The organism is Pigmentiphaga daeguensis, assembly GCF_039523035.1.
GTDB lineage: Bacteria > Pseudomonadota > Gammaproteobacteria > Burkholderiales > Burkholderiaceae_B > Pigmentiphaga > Pigmentiphaga daeguensis.
The window spans coordinates 94,813-116,671 of the sequence record NZ_BAAAEN010000007.1; the positions used below are offsets into that span (position 1 = coordinate 94,813).

The window sequence follows — 21,859 nt, forward strand, 5'->3', positions numbered from 1 at the left end:
AGAATAAAAAAAATCACGGATCACACGAAAAAGTCGTTTCCACATAACGCGGCGCATCGCATTCCACATGCACGTACTGCCGCGAGGCGGGAGGAGAGCCATCGTTGTCGTGGCTCAGCACCACGCCGATCCGCACCACCGACCCGCCATAGCCAGGGTAGCCAGCCCCGGAGACTTGCTCTCGCCAGCCGTCCAATGTCAGCAGCACGTTCCGATTCATCTGCCATTCCAGGCGAGGGCCAAAACGCCAGGCCATGGTTTCCGACACTCCACCCGCTCCGATCAAGTGATTCTTCTGCCGCTCCCGTACCACATTCATGGATAGCCAGGTTTTCTCGCCCGCCTTCCACCGAACCGAGAATCTGCCACCGCTCTGGATCGAATACAAAGTGGCGGGATCTTCTTCATTACCGTAAGGATGGCTCCAGAGGTGCACATGGAACGAGGTCTTGGCCGAATAGAGCCAATTCGCCTTCAAATCCGCAGTCAGAAAATTCACGTCCCGCGCGGATAAATTGGCATAGCGGCGATGACGCCAGCCCAGATAGGCCTCGACTTGAGTTTTCGCACTGTAATCCCAAAGGCCGCTGACGAAATACTCGCGGTCCCGGTAGGCATCGTCCAATTGCTGGATCTGCAACGGCGTTCTGTCCGGATAACGGCTGCGGATCATCGATAATCCCGCCATCGCATACGAACTTTCCTTGCCCAAGTAGCTGGCCGCGACCTGAACCTGACTATCGTCACGGTTGTAAAGGGCCTGATTGGCCGCAAACTCATACCGAGATTGGGTCCGGGAAACACTCAGCCTGGGCAAGGCCAGAGACTCCGTCACCCATAACCCGACATCCGCGGCGAACAAGCGCTGCTTGAGTAGATCCCGTTCCGGCCAGCTTGCCGCCAGGAAGCGATTCTGGCGCACCCTGTCGAACGCCATCACGCTGCCCCGGAGCAAATCCCCCGCCTGCCATTGCAGGACGGCACGCAATGCGTGAGGGTGATAGTCGAGCTTGCTCTGGTCCTGGTATCCGACATTGCCGAACGCCGCCGACGCCAGCAAGCGAGTGCGCTCGGAAGCTAACGGAACGACGAATGCCGCTCGCAACTCGTCAGTGACAGCGGTATCGGCATGTCGTTGGCTACCCGCGCTGTTCAACAAGCGATAGGGATTGGTGATGCGCTGGACATTGCGCTCGAACTCCAGAGAGTACGAAACCCCTTCCGGCAAAGCAGGCGAACCCGCCCCTACGCCTTTGGCCGCTGGAGAGGTTCGGTCCGAGGAATCCGCGGGCGCCTCGACAGGAGGCGGGACAGACGGACTGATGTCGCGGATCACCTTGGCGATCACCGCATCGATTCGGCTTGAAGACGAATCGTTCGCAGCACGCCGCCCTGGCGGATCGGCCTGAGTAGGGCCGAACGCGATCAGCAGCGGGACGGCCAGGGTTCCGCCGATCCACCAGCGGGAGCGTCGACAATTACCGACCACGCAGCCTCGGGCTCAAAAAAACCTCTCGTCGACATAGATCACGTCGCCCGGTTGCACAAGCGCATCGAGCCGTACCTTCTGCTTGTGCAGCTCGCCGGAAACCCGATCCTTACGTGAAATACTGACCCTGCGCTCGGAACCTCGCTGGGTCAGCCCGCCAGCCAGCGCCAACGCCCGCATCACATTCAGTTCCGGTTCCATTGGATAGGCCCCGGACCGCAGCACTTCGCCATAGATATAGAACTTGCGCACCTGGGGAACATAAAGAACGTCACCAGGCTCCAGCGGAAGATCCTCCACAGGCTGATCGGGTAGCTGCTTATTGGCCACAACCACCTCGATCCGACGTTGCCCGCTCTCTGCCTTGGAATCACGACGAATCACGAAGGCCACATCGTCCGCCGTTTCCTTGACGCCGCCCGCCTTGGCCAGCAACTCCAGCACGCTGAGTTGGCCGTCCAGCACATACCGCCCAGGTTTGGCCACCTCGCCGAGCACGGAAGCAATGCGGCTGCGCACTCGCACAACTTCGATCGAAACCTGGGGATTGGTCAGATACCCCTGGCTGCGCAAGCCCGCGGCGATCTCCTTGGCCACTGCCGAGGGTGACCGCCCTCCAGCCGGAACCTGTCCGAGAAGCGGCACGACGATATTGCCCTGGTCATCGACCGTAAGCTGCGCCGACATGTCCGGCTGGCCGAAAACAGTCAGATAAACCGTATCACCCATTCCCAGCAAGGTCACCGCACCATCTTCGATCTGGGACGGAATCACGGTTTGCGGCGCATAGCGCCCGGGATGAGGAACCGCCTCATCGGACAACTGCGCATGGACAGGCGGAAAGAAGATGAGCAGGATGACGCCCGCAAGGAACACGATCTGGCCCAACTTCATTTGCACAGTCTCCGAGATATTGCCGCTTCAACGCGCGATTATAGGGCGAGGCAACCGCTCAGCCAGGCTCAATCATGAATAATTAAAAACACGCACCCTAAACCGTCTTGAAACATACAGATACTTGTTTCTTTGAGGTTTATACTGCGCCAACTCAGATAGACAGGAATCATCCGGACATACCCCTACCGTGTGTACACCGGAGAGGAGTGCGTCGCTGCTCAGCCGAGATCCATGCCCTCGACCGCCCCAATACCGGCCTCCCCTTGCCCTGTGACGCTATTCGGCCTGGAGATTCTCCCAGCCCGCTTTGCCGAAGCCGTGGACATTCTCGAACGTGCCGTCGAACAGCGCCTTCCTGGTGCCAAGTCGGTATTCACGCCCAATGTGGACCATATCGTCCGCCTGGACACTCACCCGGAATGGCGATCGTTCTACGCCCAGGCGAATTACCTGTTCGCCGACGGCATGCCCGTCATCTGGGCTAGCCGCCTGCTCGGCAAACCGCTCCCGGAACGCGTGACCGGAGCGGATCTGTTCGTGGCCCTGTGTCACCGGGCTGTCGCCCGTCAATGGCAAGTAGTGGTACTAGGGGGGATGCCGGGCGAGGAACAGAAACTGGAAAACCTGTTCGCCCAGGTCTACCCTGGTTTACTCGTACGGGTTATGTGTCCATCCATGCAGTTCCAGCCGGACGGGCAGGAAGGGCAAGAAGCCGCCGATCGGATCCGCGCGATGGCACCTGACCTGGTCTTCGTCTGCCTGGGACTGCCCAAACAGGAACGCTGGATCATTCGCCACGCTCCCGGCTTTCCGCATGGCGTAACGCTCGGAGTCGGCGCCTCGATGGAGTTCGCACTTGGTCTCAAGAAACGTGCCCCCATCCCGATCCAGCGCCTAGGGTTCGAATGGCTGTGGCGCCTGCTGAGCGACCCCAAGCGACTATGGCGGCGTTACCTGAAGGAAGACCCTCGTTTCCTCGCCCTCTGCTGGCGGGAATATCGTCGCTCCCGCGTTCGCGGCAGTTGACCGGAGCCGTCCATGGCCACCAGCCGCCTTCCCTCCCACCAGCGCATGTTCTACAGCATGGCCGCCATCGGAGCAGCCGCGATCGCGCTGCTCTGCCATGCCGCCACCAGCCTCTATTTCGGGCGCCAGCCCTCGAACGAGGACGGGGCGCTGCTGCTCGTCATCGCGCTGGCCACTGGCATCGCCTATTACCGCTTCGAACAGCTGCTGAGCACGCGGACCATGGCCTTCATGCTGTGGCGCGCCATCCTGACCTGGTCGCAGGTGGTCATGGTGACGCTGCTCGCCTTCATCCTGCTGCCCATCGAGCACCGCAACCTGGGCCGGGAAATCCTGCAGGCCTGGGCCTTCCTGACGCCCGTGGCGCTGCTGCCCGGCCTGGCGCTGATGCGGCTCAGCGCGCAGCACCTGTACGGCGCCAGCCAGTACGTCCGCCGCGCCATCTTCATCATGCCCGGCTTCCAGGCCCAGACCCTGGCCATCCGGCTGCGCCGCTCGCCGGCCATGGGCATCCTGGTGGACGGCTACTTCGACGACACCCCGCGGCCGGAGCCGCTGGACTCCCTGCCCTACCTGGGAAATCTGCCCCAGGCGGTCGAGCACCTGAAGGAACAGAAGTCCAACGTCGCCTTCATCAGCATGACGCTGATGAAGACGCCCTACGCCCAGCCCATCATGAACCAGTTGGGCGACTCGACCTCGGCCATCTACCTGATCCCCGAATCGCCCGCGCTGGGCGATTTCGAGGTCAGCGTCAGCAACATGGCGGGCGTGCCCCTGCTGCGCCTGCACGACACCCAGATCCTGGGCATCGCGCGGGGCATCAAGCGCTGCATGGACCTGCTGTTCGCCGGCCTGATGCTGCTCGCGGCGGGCGTCCCCATGCTGATCATCGCGGCCCTGGTGCGGCTGAGCTCACCCGGCCCCATCCTCTTCCGCCAGACCCGCTACGGCCTTGACGGGGAACCGATACAGGTCATGAAGTTCCGGTCCATGTACACGCACCAGCCGGACCCGGGCAAGATCCACCAGGCCACCCGCGGCGACCCCCGCATCACGCCCGTGGGCCGGATCCTGCGTCGCACGTCGCTGGACGAGCTGCCCCAGTTGTTCAACGTCTTCAACGGCAGCATGAGCCTGGTCGGCCCGCGCCCCCATGCCGCGGAACACAACGAGTTCTACCGGCAGCAGATACGCGGCTACATGCTGCGCCACACGGTCAAGCCGGGCATCACCGGCTGGGCGCAGGTCAACGGCCTGCGCGGCGAAACCGACACCCTGGACAAAATGATGAAGCGGGTGGAGTACGATCGCTACTACATCCAGCACTGGTCGCCCTGGCTGGACATCCGCATTCTTTTCATGACCTTGCGCCTGGTCGTCCACGACAGCAAGGCCTATTGACGACAGCCCCACATGCCCGACACACCCGCCCCCCAGCGACTGATGGAAGTCGAGATCAAGCTCGCCTTCATGGAAGACCTGGTGGAACAACTGAACGAACTGGTCTACCGGCAGCAGCAACAGATCGATGCGCTGGCGCGCGAGTTGGCCCGGGTCCGGGAACAGAGCGCGCAGGGGCCGGCCGCGCCGGCATCGCTGCGCGACGAGATCCCTCCGCACTACTGAAACGGCAAAGCGCGCCTACGGCGCGCGGCGGTCCATCAGCGCCCAGGCGATGGTGCCGGCGTCGACGTATTCCAGCTCGCTGCCCGCGGGCACCCCGCGCGCCAGCCGGGTCACGCCCAGCCCTTGCGCGCGCAGCAGCTCGGCCAGGTAGTGGGCGGTGGTCTCGCCTTCGGTCGTGAAATTGGTGGCCAGGATGACTTCCCTGACCTGGCCGTCGGTGGCGCGTGCGAGCAGGCGGTCGAAACCGATCTCGTTCGGCCCCACGCCCTCGAGCGGGGACAGCCGGCCCATCAGGACGAAATACAGACCGTTGTAGCTGTGGCTGGCCTCGATCATGTTCTGGTCGGCCGGCGTCTCGACCACGCACAACAGGCTGGCATCGCGGCGGGGACTGGCGCAGGTCTCGCAGATCTCGGATTCGGTGAAGGTATTGCAGCGCGCGCAATGGCGCAGCCGGTCGACGGCGTCGCCCAGGGCCTGGCCCAGCATGCGGGCGCCGTGCGGGTCGTGCTGCAGCAGGTGGTAGGCCATGCGCTGCGCCGACTTGGCGCCCACTCCCGGCAGGCGCTTGAGGGCATCGACCAGCACCGACAGCGGCGCCGGCCCGACGAATCGATCGCCTGCCATTCCCGTCCCGCTTAAAAGGGCAGCTTCATGCCCGGAGGCAGGGGCAGGCCGGCGGTCAGCGCGGACATCTTTTCCTGGCTCGTGGCCTCGGCCTTGCGCAGCGCGTCGTTGAACGCGGCGGCCACGAGGTCCTCCAGCATGTCCTTGTCGTCGGCCAGCAGGCTGGGATCGATGGCGACGCGCTTGACGTCGTTGCGGCAGGACATGGTCACCTTGACCAGGCCCCCGCCCGAGGCGCCCTCGACGAGCATGTCGGCCAGCGCTTCCTGGGCCTTCTTCATGTTTTCCTGCATCTGCTGCGCCTGGCGCATCAGACCGGCAAGCTGTCCTTTCATCATGGCTGGGTTCCTTGTTTGGATTCGGAAGATACCGGGCGGATCGAGTCGGGTACGATCTGGCCGCCGAAACTGTCGAGCAATTCGCGTACGAAGGGATCGGCCATGATCGCGCGCTCGGCCTCGGCCTGGCGCGCCTGGCGCTCGGACTCGGCCACCGCGAACGCGGTGGCGTCGCCGGTCTGGCCGATCTCGAAGCGCAGCCGCACGGGCACGCCGAAATGCTGCTCGAGCACTGTGCGTAGGCGTTCGACCCCCGCGCCTTCGGCCAACCCGCGGGTCGCGACCTTCAACACGACGGTGCCGCCTTCGACGCCCACCCACTCGCTTTGCTGCGCGAGCTGGGCGGCGATGCCCTTGATGGGCAGCCGAGCCGCCAGCACGGGCCACGGCTCGTTCAATGCAATCGGGCCGCCGGCCGCGCCCGCGGCGTCTTCGCCGCGCGGGGGCTCGGCCCGGGCCACGGTGGGAACCGGCGCGGCGGGAGCTTCCCGCTCCACCGGCGGCGCCTCTTCCTGCAGCCCGGCCTCGATCTCCGAGTGCCAGGCAGGCGGCCCGTCTTCGTCGGCCCCCGCCCCTTCCGGGGGCGAGGCCGGAGCAGCCGCCGGCGCGGTCCGCGCCGTATTGCCGGCCGGCCGGGCAGGCGCCGAGGCCGGCGCACGCTTGTTGCCGGCCATCGACATGTTGCGGGCCGCGGCCAGCGCCTCGGCCGCCGCCGACGCGCGGGCCGGCGCGGGCGCCGCGGGCGCGGGAGCTGGCGCACGCGCGGCCGGCGGCACCGTGGCTGGAGCCGGAGCGGGCATCGAGGCGGCCACCGCGGGCGCCGCCTTCAGGGCGGCGGATCGCGGTGCCGGCACGGGCGCTTCCTGGGAAGCACCCTGCGGTTCGGCCGTGAATGCCAGCATGCGCAGGCACGCCATCACGAACCCGGCGTATTCGTCGGGCGCCAACGCAAGCTCGGCGCGGCTGTGCACGGCGATGGAATAGAACAGCTGGATCTCGTCGGCGGAAAATTCCCCGGCCAGCCGCTGGATGTCCGGCGCCAGCGGATCCTCTTCCGACACCGCGCCCGGCACGCGCTGGGCCATGCCCATGCGCGACAGCATCACGGCCAGGTCGGCCAGCGCCCCGGCATACGACAGGCTGCGCGCCGCCAGCTCGTCGGCCACGCCCACCACCCCGGCGCCGTCCGCCGCGCGGATCGCGTCGAGCAGGCGCACCAGGTGGCGCTGGTCGATCGTGCCCAGCATGCCGCGCACGGCCTCTTCCGACAGGTTGCCTGCGCTGTAGGCGATGGCCTGGTCGGTCAGCGACAAGGCATCCCGCATGGAACCGCGCGCCGCCTGGCCGATCAGGCGCAGGGCCGGGATCTCGAACGGCAATTGTTCATGCGCCAGCACGTGCTCGAGGTGGCCGACGATGGCCTCCGGCGGCATCTGCTTGAGGTTGAACTGCAGGCAGCGGCTCAGCACCGTGACGGGGATCTTCTGCGGATCGGTGGTGGCCAGGATGAACTTGACGTGGGGCGGCGGCTCTTCCAGCGTCTTGAGCATGGCGTTGAACGCATGCCCGGTCAGCATGTGCACTTCGTCGATCATGTAGACCTTGAAGCGGCCGGAGGTGGGCGAATAGACCGCCTGCTCGAGCAGCTGCGTCATCTCGTCCACGCCCCGGTTCGACGCGGCGTCGAGCTCGAGGTAGTCGACGAAGCGGCCGGCATCGATCTCGGTGCACGCCCGGCACTGGCCGCACGGCGTGGCCGTGATCCCGGTCTCGCAATTGAGCGATTTGGCCAGGATGCGCGACAGCGTGGTCTTGCCCACCCCGCGCGTGCCCGTGAACAGCCAGGCGTGATGCAGGCGCTGCGTGGAAAGCGCGTGCGTCAGCGCACGCACCACGTGTTCTTGTCCGACCAGCGTATCGAATGAACGCGGCCGCCATTTACGAGCCAGCACCAGATATGTCATAAAGGTTATTGTACCCCCCTACGCCCTTCGGGCGATGGGGAAACCCACCCCCTACGCGCTGACGCGCGCCCCCTCAAGGGGGCGATGCGGGTGGACCGGCAAAGCCGGATCCACCGCATCCTGGGCCTAACCCCTTTGCCCTGATTTGGGGCACCCATTTACCGCTGCTGCCAGCGAAGCACCGGTGCCCCAACCCAAGAAACCGGCCCTAGACCCAGGGCACAGCGGATCCGGCTTTGCCGGTCCGCCAGTGCCGCCCCCTGGGGGGCGCCCGAAGGGCGTAGGGGGGGTGCTATAATTCTTATTGGCGGGCCCCTTCGCATGGCGGAGCGGTGAACCTGGTCAGGTCGGGAACGAAGCAGCCATAGCTGTAAACCGTCAGTGCCGAAGTCAGGCTCGCCACCCAATTCCCTTGTCCTGGGCTCTAAAAACCACACTAGCCGGACAGGCTCTTGGAAAAACCGCTTTTTTGCGGTTACCATTGGTTTATCTCGGGCTCTACGCCGACCGATTCCGGCGCCTACCTGCCCCGCTCCCCTCGCGTTTCGCGCTTCCCACGCATCGCCCAGGGGTACTCCCGTCAGGATCCGCGCATATAAAAAAATTCCCCTCAGGGGTCTGGAATCCAAGCACACGCGCCCACATATATCTATCGAATCACATACCCGTTTACCGCGCACTGCACCACTCTTCCCGCGCTTTGCGCACACCTCCAGAAGGAAAACCATGAGCGACGCGATCAAGCACGTGAGCGACTCCAGCTTCGATGCCGACGTACTTCAAGCCAATGAGCCTGTCCTGGTCGATTACTGGGCAGAATGGTGCGGTCCCTGCAAGATGATCGCCCCCATCCTGGAAGAGGCCGCCTCCCAGTACAAGGGCAAGCTGACGGTCGCCAAGCTAAACGTCGACGACAACAACGCCACGGCCGCCAAGTACGGCATCCGCGGCATTCCGACCCTGATGCTGTTCAAGAACGGCCAGGTCGTGGCCACCAAGGTGGGCGCGCTGTCCAAGTCGCAGCTCACCGCCTTCCTGGACAGCTCGCTGTAAGCAGGTAGCACGACACGGACCGGCCCCGAGCCGGTCCTTTCCGATCAACCTTTACCACGCCCTCTCCTTGCGCACCGGCGGCGCGCCCCGGCCTCGGGATCCAGCCCTCCGCCCCAAGAGCACCAGACTCCCTGCGCAAAGTCCTCCCACGAGGACGTGTCACCACCAAGAACTCCCCCCGGAGCTTTACCCGAGATGCATCTCAATGAACTGAAGGCGCTGCACGTTTCGCAACTGCTGGAAATGGCCGCCACGCTCGAGATCGAGAATGCCAGCCGCCTGCGCAAGCAGGAGCTGATGTTTGCCATCATGAAGCGGCGCGCCAAGCAGGGCGAGCCGATCTTCGGCGATGGCGTGCTGGAAGTGCTGCCCGACGGTTTCGGCTTCCTGCGTTCGCCCGAAACGTCCTACCTCGCCAGCACCGACGATATCTACATATCGCCTTCCCAGATCCGGCGCTTCAACCTGCATACCGGCGACTCCATCGAGGGCGAGGTCCGCACTCCCAAGGACGGCGAACGCTACTTCGCCCTGGTGAAGGTGGACAAGGTCAACGGCCAGGCGCCCGAGACCATGAAGCACCGCATCATGTTCGAGAACCTGACGCCGCTGCACCCGAACAAGCCGCTGCGCCTCGAACGCGACATCAAGAGCGAAGAAAACCTGACCGGCCGGATCATGGACATCTTCGCCCCCATCGGCAAGGGCCAGCGCGGCCTGCTGGTGGCAAGCCCGAAATCGGGCAAGACGGTGATGATGCAGCACATCGCGCATGCCATCACCGCCAACCATCCCGACGTCACGATGATCGTCCTGATGATCGACGAACGTCCGGAAGAAGTGACCGAAATGCAGCGCTCGGTGCGCGGCGAAGTGGTCGCCTCCACCTTCGACGAACCCGCCACCCGCCACGTGCAGGTGGCCGAGATGGTCATCGAGAAGGCCAAGCGCCTGGTCGAGCTCAAGCACGACGTCGTCATCCTGCTCGACTCCATCACCCGCCTGGCCCGCGCCTACAACACCGTGGTGCCCGCCTCCGGCAAGGTCCTGACCGGCGGCGTCGACGCCAACGCCCTGCAGCGGCCCAAGCGCTTCTTCGGCGCGGCCCGCAACATCGAGGAAGGCGGCTCGCTCACCATCATCGGCACCGCCCTGATCGAAACGGGCAGCCGCATGGACGACGTGATCTACGAAGAATTCAAGGGCACCGGCAACAGCGAAGTCCACCTGGAACGCCGCCTGGCCGAGAAACGCGTCTACCCTGCCATCAACCTGAACAAGTCCGGCACGCGCCGCGAAGAGCTGCTGATCAAGCCGGACGTGCTGCAGAAGGTGTGGGTGCTGCGCAAGTTCATCTTCGACATGGACGAGATCCAGTCCATGGAATTCATCCTGGACAAGATGCGCTCGACGAAGAACAACGCCGAGTTCTTCGACATGATGAAAAAATAGGTCCCCCCTACGCGCTTCGCGCGCCCAGTATGGTGAGCCCCCAGCCGCTACGCGGCAGCCCCCCGAGGGGGCCGGGACCCGCCTTGGGGCGGCCCGGCGCCGGGTCCCGGGGGGCGATGCGGGTGGCCGGCGGAGCCGGATCCACCGCATCCTGGGGTACTACCAGGCTGGTGGGGCGTGGCGTTCTTGCATGCCGCCATCTCCCCCACCTCACTTCCGCCTTCCCCCACGTTTTCTGCCCTCCTTGCTCTCTTCCCGGCCAACTTCCGCCGGAGGCCGTCTCCTGGGCGGGCGCAGCCCCGTGGGCGCATTGGAGCCGCCGGTGTCGGCACGGTTGGCGGGGAAGCAAGGGCGCAGCTGTTTGAGCACGGCTTTCGGGGTAGCCCAGTGGGCTACCCCGGTGCGAGTTCTGCGCCCGCCCCGCCAACCGTGCCGACACCGGGTAGTCCCGGCAACGCCGGGACCGGCTCCGTTGCGCCCACGGGGCTGCGCCCGCCCAGGAGACGGCCGGATAAAGAACCCGATCGCCTCGTCAAGCGATGCCTTTGAAGCGCAAAACGCCCAAAACATCGTACTGATTGCACAAATCCGGGAATCCCGCGATAATTTACGGCTTAGCTCTAGAAATTGGGCACGTTGTCGGGCCGGCGCTCCGTCCAGCAGTAAACACACGGAAGCCGCCATAAAGGAACCCCCCTGGGGAAAACCGCCCCCAAGGCGCAAACCTTCGTCCGGCTGGCGACCCGCATACTCCCAAGGAAGACCATGAAAGAAGGCATCCACCCCGAATACCGCGACGTCGTGTTCCAGGATCTGCAGACCGGCAACAAGTTCATTACCCGCTCGACCCTGAACACGCGCGAAACCATCGAACTCGATGGCAAGACCTACCCGCTGTTCAAGTGCGACGTGACCTCGGAATCGCACCCCTTCTACACCGGCGCGCAAACCCGCATCGTGGAAACCGGCCGCGTCGAGAAGTTCCGCGCCCGTTTCGCCCGCACCACCGGCGCCGGCAAGACGTCCGCCTGACGGCACCGTCCGCGCACCCAGAAGGCAGCCTGCGGGCTGCCTTTTTTCTGCGCCCTGCTTGCGCTCGCCCGGCCGGGGTTCATGGCGCGGGAATCCGCCCGCCGCTGCAATTGCTTGCAATCCGGCTTCGCATTCCGCCATTTTTTGCGTGTCGCGGCCTGCCGGGACACTAGAATCCGTCTTGTCGCCTGTTAGGTAATCCCAGCGGTTCGATGCCTCACCGATTCCCGTCGCCCTTCCATACGTCCATCCTGCCGCCCACCCCCGCGCGGCTGACCGCGCTCGCGGCAACCAAGCTGCCGCGCTGGGGCCTGCTGGCCCTGTGCCTGTTGTACATCGTGACCGGCCTGGTCATGCGCGAACCCTGGAAGAGCGAAGACGTCATCGGCCTGGCGCAGATGTGGTCCGCCTACGATGGCGGCTGGGCGCAATGGCTGGCGCCCGAGGCGGCCGGCGTGGCGGTGTCGCAGGAAGGCCCCCTGGCGACGTGGGTGGGCGCGCTGTGCATGGCCGTCTTCTCGCCGCTGCTGGGGCACATCCTGGCGGCGCGCGTCCCCAACCTCATCTGGTTCGGCATCGCCAGCACCAGCCTCTGGTACGGCGCCTACCTGCTGGGCCGGCGAGCCGAGGCCCAGCCGCTGGCGCTGCCCTTTGGCGGCCAGCCCGAACCGCGCGACTACGGCCGCATGCTGGCCGACGCCGCGCTGCTCCTGCTGCTGGCCACCCTGGGCATATTGTGGCGGTCCCACGAGACCTCCGCCGAGCCGGCCGCGCTCGCCTTCCACGCGCTCGCCTTCTATTCCCTCGCGCGGATGCTCGACCATCCCCGCTCCGGCGCGCTGACGCTGGGGCTTGCGCTGGGCGGCGCATTCCTGGCGCGAGGCTTCCCCGCCGTCATGCCGCAATTGCTGGCCGTCGCGGTCCTGGCCGGCACCAGCCCGGCGCTGCGGCCCGCCGTGCGCTGGATCGCGCTGCTGAGCCTGCCGCTGGGCCTGGCGCTGTCGCTGGCCTGGTGGATCGCCACCGCGCAGCTCCACCCCTATTGGATGAGCGGCTGGTGGCACTGGAACGCCAGCGTGTTCGGGATGCTGACCCCGCGCGGACTGTCGGACGCGCTGCGCAACATGCCCTGGTTCCTGTGGCCCACCGGACCGCTCGCGCTGCTCGCGCTCTGGCGGTGGCGTGGATACCTGCTCTCGCCCCACGTGCAGATCCCGGCGGCGCTGATGCTGGCGGGCCTGGCCATGCTGCTCGCCACCCGCGAGCCGGTCGATGCGGAATACCTGGCGCTGGTCATCCCCTGCGCAATGCTGGGCGCACTCGCGCTGCCCACGCTGCGGCGGGGCCTGATCAACGCCCTGGACTGGTTTGCCGTCATGGTGTTCTCGGCAACCGCCTGCGTGGTCTGGATGGGATGGATCGCCATCATGACCGGCGTACCGCCCAAGATCGCCCGCAACATCGCCCGCCAGACCCCGGGCTTCGACGCCGATTTCTCGCTGTTCGCCTTCACCGCCGCGGTCGCGGCCAGCCTGGCCTGGATCGCGCTGATCATCTGGCGCTTCCGCTCGCGCCCCACCGGGCTGTGGCGCGGAACGGTGCTGTCGGCGGGCGGCGTGGTCGCGTGCTGGCTGCTGATCATGACGTTGTGGCTGCCCTCGATCAACTACAACAAGAGCTACCGCGAGGTCTCGAACGGCATGGCGCATGCCCTGGCCGCCGAGCGGGTCCGCACGGGCCGGCAGGAATGCGTGCGCAGCTCGGGCCTGGGGCTGTCGCAGCGCGCCTCGTTCGCGGTCTTCGACAACCTGCGCTTCGAGCTGTCCGGCGACTGCCCCCTCGTCCTGCTGCAAGGCAACGCCAGCGTACTGCGCAACGTGCTCCAGCGCGGCGAGTACGCCGGCAGCCGCGTGCTGTGGGAAGGCACCCGGGCGGCGGAATTCCGCCGCGCGCCCCAGTTCCGCGAGTATTTCATCCTGCTGCGCCCGGCCCCGGCCGGGCGTCCCGCCTCGTGAGCGAAGCCGGGCTCGCGCTCCCATCCGGCTGGGGCGCGACCCTGCGCCGCATCCTGCAACAGGGCTGGCCGGTCCTGGTCGGCCAGTGGGCCAGCATGGCCTTCGGCGTGCTCGATACCGCGATGACGGGCCATGCCTCGCCCGTGGCACTGGCCGCCATGGCGCTGGCGGTGTCCATCTACGTCACCGTGTTCATCGGCCTGACCGGCGTGCTGCACGCGCTGATTCCCATCGCCGCCCAGCACTTCGGCGGCCGCAGGCTGGCCGAGATCGGCCGCGCCTGGGGGCAGGCGGTCTGGCTGTCGCTGGGCCTGTCGGTGGTGGGCGGACTGGCGATGCTGTTTCCCGACACCTGGCTGGCGATGTCCGGAGACGTGGACCCTGCCGTGCGCGCCCAGGTGCGCGGCTACCTGGCCATGCTGATCGTCGCCCTGCCCGCCGCGCTGGTCTTCCGCACCGTCTACGCCCTGAACACCGCGGTATCGCGGCCCAAGGTCGTGATGATGATCAACATTGCCGGCATCGGGTTCAAGGCGCTGTTCAACTGGCTCTTCATCTACGGCAAGTTCGGCCTGCCGGCGCTGGGCGCGGTGGGGGCGGGACTGTCCACCGCCCTCGTCTTCTGGATAAGCGTGGGCCTGAGCGCCCTCGTCCTGCGCCGCGACCCGTTCTACCGGCAATTCGGCCTGCGCATCGGCCGTCCGGACAGAAAGACGCTGGGAGAGCTCCTGCGGCTGGGCCTGCCCATGGGCGGCTCGTACCTGATCGAGGTCACGTCCTTCACGTTCATGGCGCTGCTGGTGGCGCGCGAGGGCGTCTACGCCACCGGCGGACACCAGATCATGGCCAACCTGGTCGCCCTGTGCTTCATGATGCCGCTGGCGCTGGGGGTGTCGACCGGCGCGCTCACGGCGCAGGCCATCGGCTCGGGAGATCCGCTGCGCGCACGGCGCACGGGCGCGGCCGGACTGATGATCAGCACCACGGGCGCGCTGCTGACGATCGCGGCCGTGATGCTGGCGCGCGGCCCCATCGTCCAGGCCTACACCAGCGATGCGCAGGTCGCCGTGGTGGCGCTGGGGTTGCTGGGCATGCTGGCCTTCTTCCACCTGTTCGATTCGCTGCAGTGCATGACCAGCTACCTGCTGCGCGCCTACAAGATGGCGGTCGGCCCCATGCTGATCCAGGCCGGCGCGCTGTGGGGCATCGGCCTGCTGGGAGGATGGTGGCTGGCATTCGGTCCGGGCGCCGGCGCGCTGCGCGGCGTGGTCGGGATGCTGATGCCCGGCGCGCCCACGGGCGCCGGGACCATGTGGTTGATGGCGACCTTCAGCATGGCGGTTTCGTCGCTCATGCTGCAGTACGTCTACTGGCGGGTGGCCGCCCGGCGTCCGGCCGCTCCCGCGGTGCCGCAGCCCAGGGCTTAGACGCGCAGGAAGTGCTCGCGGTAGTACTTGAGTTCGTCGATGGACTCGTAGATGTCGGCCAGCGCCTCATGCCGGCTTTTCTTCTCGAACCCCTTATAGATCTCGGGCTTCCAGCGGCGGCAGAGCTCTTTCAGCGTGCTGACGTCCAGGTTGCGATAGTGGAAGAAGGCCTCGAGCCGCGGCATGTAGCGGACCATGAAGCGGCGGTCCTGGCTGATGGTGTTGCCGCACAGGGGCGACTTGCCGGCCGGCACGTACTGGCCCAGGAACGCCAGCAGCTCGTCCTCGGCCTGGGCTTCGGTCAACGAGGAAGCCCTTACTTTGTCGATCAGCCCGCTGCGCCCATGGGTGGCCTTGTTCCAGTTGTCCATGCCGTCGAGCAGTTCGTCGGACTGGTGCAGGACCAGGACCGGCCCTTCGGCCACCACTTCGAGCTGGGCGTCGGTCACGACCACCGCGACTTCGATGATCCGTTCCTTTTCCGGATCCAGGCCCGTCATTTCCATGTCGAGCCAAACCAGGTGATTTTCGTTCAACGCCATATAATCGGTGCTCCGGAACCATGCATGATCGCGCGCGCGGCGCCAGGACGGCGGCGCGGGCACAAATGGCAATTTTCTCACAGGCTGGCGCCTCCTCTTTCCGAACCCGCACCGGGGTCCGTCGGGGCTTGTGCGTACGCCCCCCCTGACTACGAGCCGTCATTGTGTTTACCCTGCTGTTCGTCCTGATGCTGCTGGCCGGCGTCGCTACCCGGCTGTGGCTCTCCACCCGCCAGACCCGCCACGTCGCGCTGCACCGCGACCGCGTACCGCCCGAGTTCGCCGACCGCATCGGAGAAACCAGCCACAGGCGGGCGGCCGACTACACCATCGCCCGCATCCGCTTCGACATCGTGGCGCTGCTGTTCGATACGGCGGTGCTGATCGGCCTGACCCTGCTGGGTGGACTGCAGGCCCTGAACGAGCTGGCCGCCTCGCTGGCCTCGTCCGATTTCATCCGCCAGCTGCTGCTGGTGGCGATGGCCGCAGCCCTGCTGTCGCTGCTGGACCTTCCCTTCACCCTGTGGCGGCAGTTCGTGCTCGAGGCCCGGTTCGGGTTCAACCGGATGACCTTGCGGCTGTTCGCTGCCGATACCATGAAGGGCCTCGCGCTGGCGGTGGTGTTCGGGTTGCCGCTGCTCTCGGCCCTGCTCTGGCTCATGGCGGGTGCCGGAACCTACTGGTGGCTGTGGGGCTGGGGCCTGTGGATCGTCTTCAACCTTTCGGTCATGCTGCTTTTCCCCACCGTCATCGCGCCCTTGTTCAACAAGTTCACGCCGCTGGCCGACCAGGCGCTGGCCGAGCGCATCCAGGCGCTGGCCCGCCGCACCGGCTTCGCGCTGAACGGGCTTTTCGTCATGGACGGCTCGAAGCGGTCGGCGCACGGCAACGCCTATTTCACCGGCTTCGGCAAGAGCAAGCGCATCGTCTTCTTCGATACGCTGCTGGCCCGCCTGGCCCCCGAGGAAATCGAGGCCGTGCTGGCGCACGAGCTCGGCCACTTCAAGCACCGGCACATTCTCAAGCGCCTGGCGTTCAGCTTCGGCGTGTCGCTGGTGTTCTTCGCCCTGCTGGGCTGGCTGTCCAGGCAGGTGTGGTTCTACACCGGGCTCGGTACCATGCCCCTGCTGGGCGGACACAACGACGGCCTGGCCCTGATCCTGTTCTTCCTCGTGGCGCCGGTCTTCACCTTCGCCTTCATCCCGCTCGCGAGCTGGTACTCGCGCAAGCACGAGTTCGAGGCCGATCGCTTCGCCAGCGAGCAGACCGATCCCGCGAACCTGGTCTCGGCGCTGGTCAAGCTCTACGACGACAACGCCGCCACCCTTACCCCCGACCCCGTGCATTCGGCCTTCTACGACTCGCACCCGCCCGCCGGCATACGCATCGGCAGGCTGCGAGCCGCCGCGCCGCATGCCGCCCCACTCGACCGTCTCCAGGAACCGGCATGAACCGCGTATTGAGTATCGAACAGCTGCGCTCGGGCCGCTGCGTGCCCATGAAGAACCGGGCGCCGATGAGCCCGGCCCACATCGACGAGCAGATCCATGTCCTGCCCATCTGGGCGCGGCGCGGCGACGTCCTGGAGCGCGACTACGAATTCGCGGACTATGCCCGCACCATCGCCTTCGTGAACGCCGTGGCCGAGATCGCCGGGCAGGAGAACCACCACCCCGAGATGCTGGTGGGTCACGGGCGGGTACGCGTGCACTACACCACGCACGAAATAGGCGGCATTTCCATCAACGACTTCATCTGTGCGGCCAAGATCGACGCGCGCTACGAACCATGAAGCCCCAGCGGCACACTCCGGGGACCGGCCTGCAGGGCCGTGTCGTGGCCGCTTTCGGACGCCATTTCACGGTCGAGTGCGACGACGGCTCGACCCGCCAGTGCTACCCGCGCGGCAAGAAAGGCACCGCCGCCGTGGGCGACCGGGTCGAGGTGGCGCCCGAGGGCCCGGCAGAAGGCGCCATCCAGTCGGTGCTGCCACGCCGCAACCTGCTCTATCGCTCCGATGAAATGCGGACCAAGCAGTTCGCCGCCAACGTCGACCAGTTGCTCATCGTCGTGGCCACCGAGCCCGATTTCTCCGACGAACTGGTGGGACGAGCCCTGGTCGGGGCCTTCAATGCCGACATCGCTCCCATCGTCATCCTGAACAAGGTCGACCGCACGGCCGGCCTGGCGGCCGCGCGCCGCAAGCTGGCGCCCATCCAGGCACTCGGCGTACCGGTGCTGGAACTCAGCGCCCACGACGCCACCGCCACGCGGGCCGCCCTGGCGCCCAGGCTGGCCGGGCGCACGAGCCTGTTGCTGGGCCAGAGCGGCATGGGCAAGTCCACGCTGCTCAACGCCCTGGTCCCGGATGCCCTGGCCGCCACCCAGGAGCACTCTCAGGCGCTGGGCGCCGGCAAGCATACGACCACCAGCACGCGCCTGTATCACCTGCCCGCCACGCTGGCCGCCGGGGCCGACCTGATCGACTCGCCGGGATTCCAGGCCTTCGGCCTGCAGCACCTGGACGGCGCGCAGATCGTCAAGGGCTTCCCGGAATTCTCGCCCTACCTGGGACACTGCCGCTTCTACAACTGCACCCATATCCACGAACCGGGATGCGCCGTGCTGGAAGCCCTGGAGGCGGGCCGGATCGCGCCCCAGCGCCATGCGCTCTACGGCCGGCTGCTGGACGAACTGCAGCTCGGCCAACGCTATTGAGCCTTCAGAACCTGAAGAAATATCCGATCGGCGAAACAATCGTTTGGCGTTATGGTGTTCGGCGGTACGCTCGGGGGAATCCTCCAAGCGTCCCTTCAGGAGCATTCCGTGGCATACGCGGCGATCCGGACACTGATAGAAAAGCTCTCCAGCCAGCCCGACCTGCACGCTGCGCTGCGCCTGGCCCCCGACGGCACCGTCCTGGGCAGGTTCTACGAATTCGAACTGGCCAGCGGCTTCCAGCCGGTGGTCAGGATAGATACGCGGGCGGTGGCCGGCTATGACGCCTATGCCCGTTCGCACGCGACCGACGGCGACGTCATCAGCCCCTGGGGCCTGTTCTCGCGGGCCGCGGACGACGCGACGCTGGTACGGCTGGACCGGCTGTGCCGCCTGGTCCATACGCTGAATTATTTCTCGAAGGCCGACGCCCTCCACCCCTTGTATCTGCGCGTCCACGGCCGGCTGCTGGCCGCCATCACGCATGACCACGGGCAGGCGTTCCGCCGCATGGTCGAGGCGCTGGGCATCCCGCCCGCGCGCATCGTGTTGCAGTTGCCGGCCGAGGCCGCGCAGGACGTCCTGCTGGCCGGCATGATCCTGGGCAACTACAAGAAGGCCGGCTTCCAGTCGGGCGTGCATGCCAACAACGTGGGCGAGGCGCAGTCGCTGCTGCACCTGCATGCGCCGGAGGTCATCAAGCTGGACCTGCGCACGGTGGCCGATCCCGAACGCGAACTGCCCCCGCTGCTGGAAACAGCCGCGGGACTTTCGTGCCAGGTGGTGTTCAAGCGTGTCGAGGACGAGGCCAGCCTGGCCCGCCTCGCGGCGCTGGGCGCGCAATACGCCCAGGGCTATCTGTTCGGCGCGCCATCGGCTTCGCTGGCGTCGCCGTCCCCGCAGGCGGCAGCGGCTCCCGAGCCGCCCGCCGCCTAGAGGCCGGCCTCGGGGCTAGCCGCGCGCGAGCAGGTCGGACATGTCGTCCGCGTGCTCTTCCTCGACCGCCAGGATTTCCTCCAGCATGCGGCGCGTGGTCGGGTCCTTGTCCCCCAGGTAGCGGACCATGGCCCGGTAGCTGTCGATGGCGATGCGCTCGGCCACCAGGTTCTCCTTGATCATGCTTTCCAGCGTGTCGGCCTCCACGTACTGGGAATGGCTGCGCCGGGACAGGCTGTCGGGCGAAAAGTCCGGCTCGCCGCCGAGCTGCACGATGCGCTGGGCGATCTGGTCGGCATGCTGCTGTTCCTGCGCGGCATGCTCGGCGAACTCGGCCGCGACCGGATCGGCATGGATGCCGCGCGCCATGAAATAGTGGCGCTTGTAGCGCAGCACACAGACCAGCTCGGTGGCAAGGGCCTCGTTCAGCATCTTAAGCACGACGTCGCGGTCGGCGCCGTAGTCCTGGGTCACCGCGCCCTCGTCCAGATGCTTGCGCGCCCGGGCGCGCATGGCCTCCACATCGATGGAAAACTTCTCGGCACTGGGGGCCTGCGGCTTGACTGCCTGCTCCATATTGCTCTCCTGTCTCGAGTGAAAACTCCATCCAGGATAGGCCGCGCCCCCGGTCACCGCTGTAACAATCAGAACGTCAGCCGCACGCCCATGACGATGTTCCGCCCCATCAGCGGCGCGGCATTCTTGATGAACGACGTATGCCGGTAGGCGAGCTTGTTCGTGAGATTGTTGGCGCGGACGTAGATCTGGTAACGGGTCCCGCTCATGCGACCTTCGTAGGCCGCGCCAAGGTTGAGCATCGTGTAGCCGGCCGTCTCGGTCTCGAACTCGGCCACCTTGTCCTGGCGACCCACGTACGACAGCTCGACGTCGCCGCTCCAGGCCTGCCAGCGCGCATCGAGCCGCGTGCCGATCCGGTAGGCCGGGATGCGCGGAAGATTGCCGCCGCCGTCCAGCTTGGCGCGCACGTAGTCGCCCATCAGCGAGACGGCGAAGATGCGGTCGATCTGGTGGCGCACCTTGGCCTCCAGCCCGGTGAAGGTGGCATCGTGCTGCGTGTATTCCAGCAATTGCAGGTTCTGGTAGACGTCCAGCGTGCGTCCATAGATGAAGTTGTCCATCTTGTTGTGGAACACCGAGGCCGAGAACGTGGTGGGCCCGGCGAACTTGCGCAGCGTGAGGTCGATGTTGTTGGACGTTTCCTTCTTCAGGCTGGCGTTGCCGATCTCGTAGGTGGACGTGGCCAGATGCAGGCCGTTGGCATAGAGTTCCTCGGCGGTCGGCAGGCGGTGCGAGCGCGACGCCGACACGCCCAGCGAATACTGCGGCGCGAACTTCCAGACGGCTCCGGCCGACACCGACGTGCCGCGGTGGCGCGTGTCGGGCGCGCCACCCTGCACGTCGATGCGCTGCCATTCGTGCCGCAGCCCGCCCTCGAAGCGCCAATCGCCCACCGTGTATTCCTCGAGCATGAACAAGCCGTTGTTGCGCGTGACGGTGGGCTGCACGTAGGCTTCCTCGCCCAGGGCGCTGAAGGCGCGGCGCGTCGTCTGCGCGCCGATCACGCCCCGCAGTCCGCCTATGGGCGCGTGCTCCAGTTCGACGCGGCCGTCGTGCGCCTTGTTCTTGAACGTGGTGGCGACCGTGTCGCCCTCGATCTCGTCATGCTGGTAGTCGGTGAAGCCGGCGCGCACGCGCAGCCGGGTGAAGCCGGCGAAAGGATCGCGCAGTTCGCCGCGCACGTCCCACCGCTGGCTGCGCAGCTTCACGAAAGGTATGCCGTGGCTGTCGCCGTCCTCGTCGTGGGCATGGTCGTGGCCGTCCTCGTCGCCGTGATCGTGGCCATGTCCGTCGTCGGGGCAGTGCAGGTGCGTGCCATGCACATGGCAGCCCTCGTAGGCGTGGTCATGGCCCGGCAGGCCGTAGCGGTTGCGCTGGCTGGTGTAGGCCAGCCCGATGTAGCCGCGATCGCCCACCCACGACAGTCCCACGCTGCCGGTCTCGGTGTGGTTGTACGAACCGTCCACGCGGTTGCCGCCGGCCCAGCCCCGGCCTACCTTGTAGTCGTTGGCGTTGCGCTTGAGCCCCTCGGCATGCAGGACCAGTCCCTTGCCGCCGGTGGTCAGCTCGAACGCGCCCGACGTCTCGCGCGGCCCGGTCGCGCCGCGCAGCTCCACGCTGCCTTCCACGGCGTTCTCCGGCATTTCGGTGGGAATCTTGTTGTCGAGCACATTGACCACCCCGCCCATCGCCCCGCCGCCATACAGCAGCGCCGCCGGCCCGCGCAGCACTTCCACGCGCTGGGACAGCATGGGCTCCAGGCCCACCGCATGATCGGGGCTGATGGTGGAGGCGTCCTGGACCTCGGCGCCGTCGGACACGATCTTGACCCGCGCGCCGTCCATGCCCCGGATGATGGGGCGGCTGGCGCCCGCGCCGAAATGCGATGAAGTGATACCCGGCTCCTGCTCCAGCGTCTCGCCTAGCGTGGCGGCGCGCTTGGTCAGCAAGTCGTTCTCGTCCAGCACCGTAACCGGCGCCGCCAGGTCCTGTTCGCTGCGCGACAGGGGCGTGGCGGATACGGTGACTTCCTTCAGGGTCTGCGGCGCGGGCGCGGTAGGCGTTTCCGCCTGTGCCCAGGCGGCCGCGGGCAGGCCCCAGGAAACACTCATCAATGCCAATACGAGGGGGTTCAG

20 protein-coding genes and 1 other RNA gene are annotated in these 21,859 nt (G+C 66.4%); 13 read left to right on the forward strand and 8 right to left on the reverse strand.

The window, feature by feature from the left end:
- Positions 1-13 precede the first annotated feature (13 nt).
- Both ABD104_RS11420 and ABD104_RS11425 read right to left on the reverse strand, forming a co-directional pair.
- Entirely contained in the window at positions 14-1,489 is a 1,476-nt protein-coding gene (locus ABD104_RS11420; protein ID WP_343927572.1) for a hypothetical protein, read from the reverse strand.
- Between the two features lie 12 nt (positions 1,490-1,501).
- Positions 1,502-2,383 (reverse strand): SLBB domain-containing protein, encoded by an 882-nt coding sequence (locus ABD104_RS11425; RefSeq protein ID WP_343927573.1) that lies wholly within the window; start codon positions 2,381-2,383, stop codon positions 1,502-1,504.
- Between the two features lie 234 nt (positions 2,384-2,617).
- Between ABD104_RS11425 and ABD104_RS11430 the strand changes: the two genes are divergently transcribed.
- The 3 genes from ABD104_RS11430 to ABD104_RS11440 are packed head-to-tail and all read left to right on the forward strand — an operon-like array spanning position 2,618 to position 5,041.
- Entirely contained in the window at positions 2,618-3,412 is a 795-nt protein-coding gene (locus ABD104_RS11430; protein ID WP_343927574.1) for a WecB/TagA/CpsF family glycosyltransferase, read from the forward strand.
- Positions 3,413-3,424: 12 nt separating this feature from the next.
- Positions 3,425-4,816: an undecaprenyl-phosphate glucose phosphotransferase gene (locus ABD104_RS11435; protein ID WP_343927575.1), complete on the forward strand. Its 1,392-nt coding sequence runs from the start codon at positions 3,425-3,427 to the stop codon at positions 4,814-4,816.
- A gap of 12 nt (positions 4,817-4,828) precedes the next feature.
- Positions 4,829-5,041, forward strand: coding sequence for a SlyX family protein (locus tag ABD104_RS11440; protein ID WP_130361281.1), 213 nt, complete (start codon positions 4,829-4,831; stop codon positions 5,039-5,041).
- Positions 5,042-5,056: 15 nt separating this feature from the next.
- Here ABD104_RS11440 and recR read toward each other — a convergent pair whose 3' ends face one another.
- Genes recR through dnaX form a run of 3 tightly spaced genes read right to left on the reverse strand, consistent with a single transcriptional unit; the run spans position 5,057 to position 7,970 of the window.
- Positions 5,057-5,668, reverse strand: a complete 612-nt coding sequence (gene recR, locus ABD104_RS11445; RefSeq protein ID WP_130361279.1) for a recombination mediator RecR — start codon at positions 5,666-5,668, stop codon at positions 5,057-5,059.
- Between the two features lie 11 nt (positions 5,669-5,679).
- Positions 5,680-6,006 carry a YbaB/EbfC family nucleoid-associated protein gene (locus tag ABD104_RS11450; RefSeq protein WP_087839737.1) on the reverse strand — a complete coding sequence of 109 codons (327 nt, stop codon included), beginning with the start codon at positions 6,004-6,006 and terminating at the stop codon, positions 5,680-5,682.
- Positions 6,003-7,970: a DNA polymerase III subunit gamma/tau gene (dnaX, locus tag ABD104_RS11455; RefSeq protein WP_343927576.1), complete on the reverse strand. Its 1,968-nt coding sequence runs from the start codon at positions 7,968-7,970 to the stop codon at positions 6,003-6,005. The genes ABD104_RS11450 and dnaX overlap by 4 nt, the downstream gene beginning before the upstream one ends.
- Before the next feature lie 306 nt (positions 7,971-8,276).
- On the opposite strand from dnaX, the gene ffs reads away from it, so the two are divergent.
- From ffs to ABD104_RS11485, 6 genes are all read left to right on the forward strand, one after another.
- Positions 8,277-8,374: signal recognition particle sRNA small type (gene ffs / locus ABD104_RS11460), an RNA gene on the forward strand.
- Between the two features lie 322 nt (positions 8,375-8,696).
- On the forward strand, positions 8,697-9,023 hold the full coding sequence (gene trxA / locus ABD104_RS11465) for a thioredoxin TrxA (RefSeq protein ID WP_087840746.1): 327 nt from the start codon (positions 8,697-8,699) through the stop codon (positions 9,021-9,023).
- A 195-nt stretch (positions 9,024-9,218) separates the two neighbouring features.
- Positions 9,219-10,475 (forward strand): transcription termination factor Rho, encoded by a 1,257-nt coding sequence (rho, locus tag ABD104_RS11470; RefSeq protein WP_087840747.1) that lies wholly within the window; start codon positions 9,219-9,221, stop codon positions 10,473-10,475.
- A gap of 765 nt (positions 10,476-11,240) precedes the next feature.
- The gene (locus ABD104_RS11475) at positions 11,241-11,507 is read left to right on the forward strand and encodes a type B 50S ribosomal protein L31 (RefSeq protein ID WP_087840748.1); all 267 of its coding nucleotides are present in this window, start codon (positions 11,241-11,243) and stop codon (positions 11,505-11,507) included.
- A 212-nt stretch (positions 11,508-11,719) separates the two neighbouring features.
- Positions 11,720-13,522, forward strand: coding sequence for an ArnT family glycosyltransferase (locus ABD104_RS11480; RefSeq protein ID WP_243724439.1), 1,803 nt, complete (start codon positions 11,720-11,722; stop codon positions 13,520-13,522).
- Entirely contained in the window at positions 13,519-14,949 is a 1,431-nt protein-coding gene (locus ABD104_RS11485; RefSeq protein WP_343927577.1) for an MATE family efflux transporter, read from the forward strand. Before ABD104_RS11480 ends, ABD104_RS11485 begins: the two co-directional genes overlap by 4 nt.
- On the opposite strand, the gene orn is transcribed toward ABD104_RS11485, so the two are convergent.
- The gene (orn, locus tag ABD104_RS11490; protein ID WP_087840858.1) at positions 14,946-15,491 is read right to left on the reverse strand and encodes an oligoribonuclease; all 546 of its coding nucleotides are present in this window, start codon (positions 15,489-15,491) and stop codon (positions 14,946-14,948) included. The two genes, ABD104_RS11485 and orn, sit on opposite strands and share 4 nt — an antisense overlap.
- Before the next feature lie 188 nt (positions 15,492-15,679).
- Here orn and ABD104_RS11495 point away from each other — a divergent pair, with 188 nt between their 5' ends.
- The 4 genes from ABD104_RS11495 to ABD104_RS11510 all read left to right on the forward strand — a co-directional run bounded on the left by ABD104_RS11495 (position 15,680) and on the right by ABD104_RS11510 (position 19,145).
- Entirely contained in the window at positions 15,680-16,942 is a 1,263-nt protein-coding gene (locus ABD104_RS11495; protein ID WP_132979439.1) for a M48 family metallopeptidase, read from the forward strand.
- The gene (locus tag ABD104_RS11500) at positions 16,939-17,283 is read left to right on the forward strand and encodes a 4a-hydroxytetrahydrobiopterin dehydratase (protein WP_087840750.1); all 345 of its coding nucleotides are present in this window, start codon (positions 16,939-16,941) and stop codon (positions 17,281-17,283) included. Before ABD104_RS11495 ends, ABD104_RS11500 begins: the two co-directional genes overlap by 4 nt.
- On the forward strand, positions 17,280-18,209 hold the full coding sequence (gene rsgA, locus ABD104_RS11505) for a ribosome small subunit-dependent GTPase A (RefSeq protein WP_343927578.1): 930 nt from the start codon (positions 17,280-17,282) through the stop codon (positions 18,207-18,209). The genes ABD104_RS11500 and rsgA overlap by 4 nt, the downstream gene beginning before the upstream one ends.
- A 108-nt stretch (positions 18,210-18,317) precedes the next feature.
- Entirely contained in the window at positions 18,318-19,145 is an 828-nt protein-coding gene (locus ABD104_RS11510; protein ID WP_165963084.1) for an EAL domain-containing protein, read from the forward strand.
- A gap of 15 nt (positions 19,146-19,160) precedes the next feature.
- Here the strand turns inward: ABD104_RS11510 and ABD104_RS11515 are convergent, their stop codons facing one another.
- Both ABD104_RS11515 and ABD104_RS11520 read right to left on the reverse strand, forming a co-directional pair.
- Positions 19,161-19,721: a ferritin-like domain-containing protein gene (locus tag ABD104_RS11515; RefSeq protein WP_087840753.1), complete on the reverse strand. Its 561-nt coding sequence runs from the start codon at positions 19,719-19,721 to the stop codon at positions 19,161-19,163.
- 68 nt (positions 19,722-19,789) lie between these two features.
- On the reverse strand, positions 19,790-21,835 hold the full coding sequence (locus tag ABD104_RS11520; protein ID WP_343927579.1) for a TonB-dependent receptor domain-containing protein: 2,046 nt from the start codon (positions 21,833-21,835) through the stop codon (positions 19,790-19,792).
- Positions 21,836-21,859: the final 24 nt, after the last annotated feature.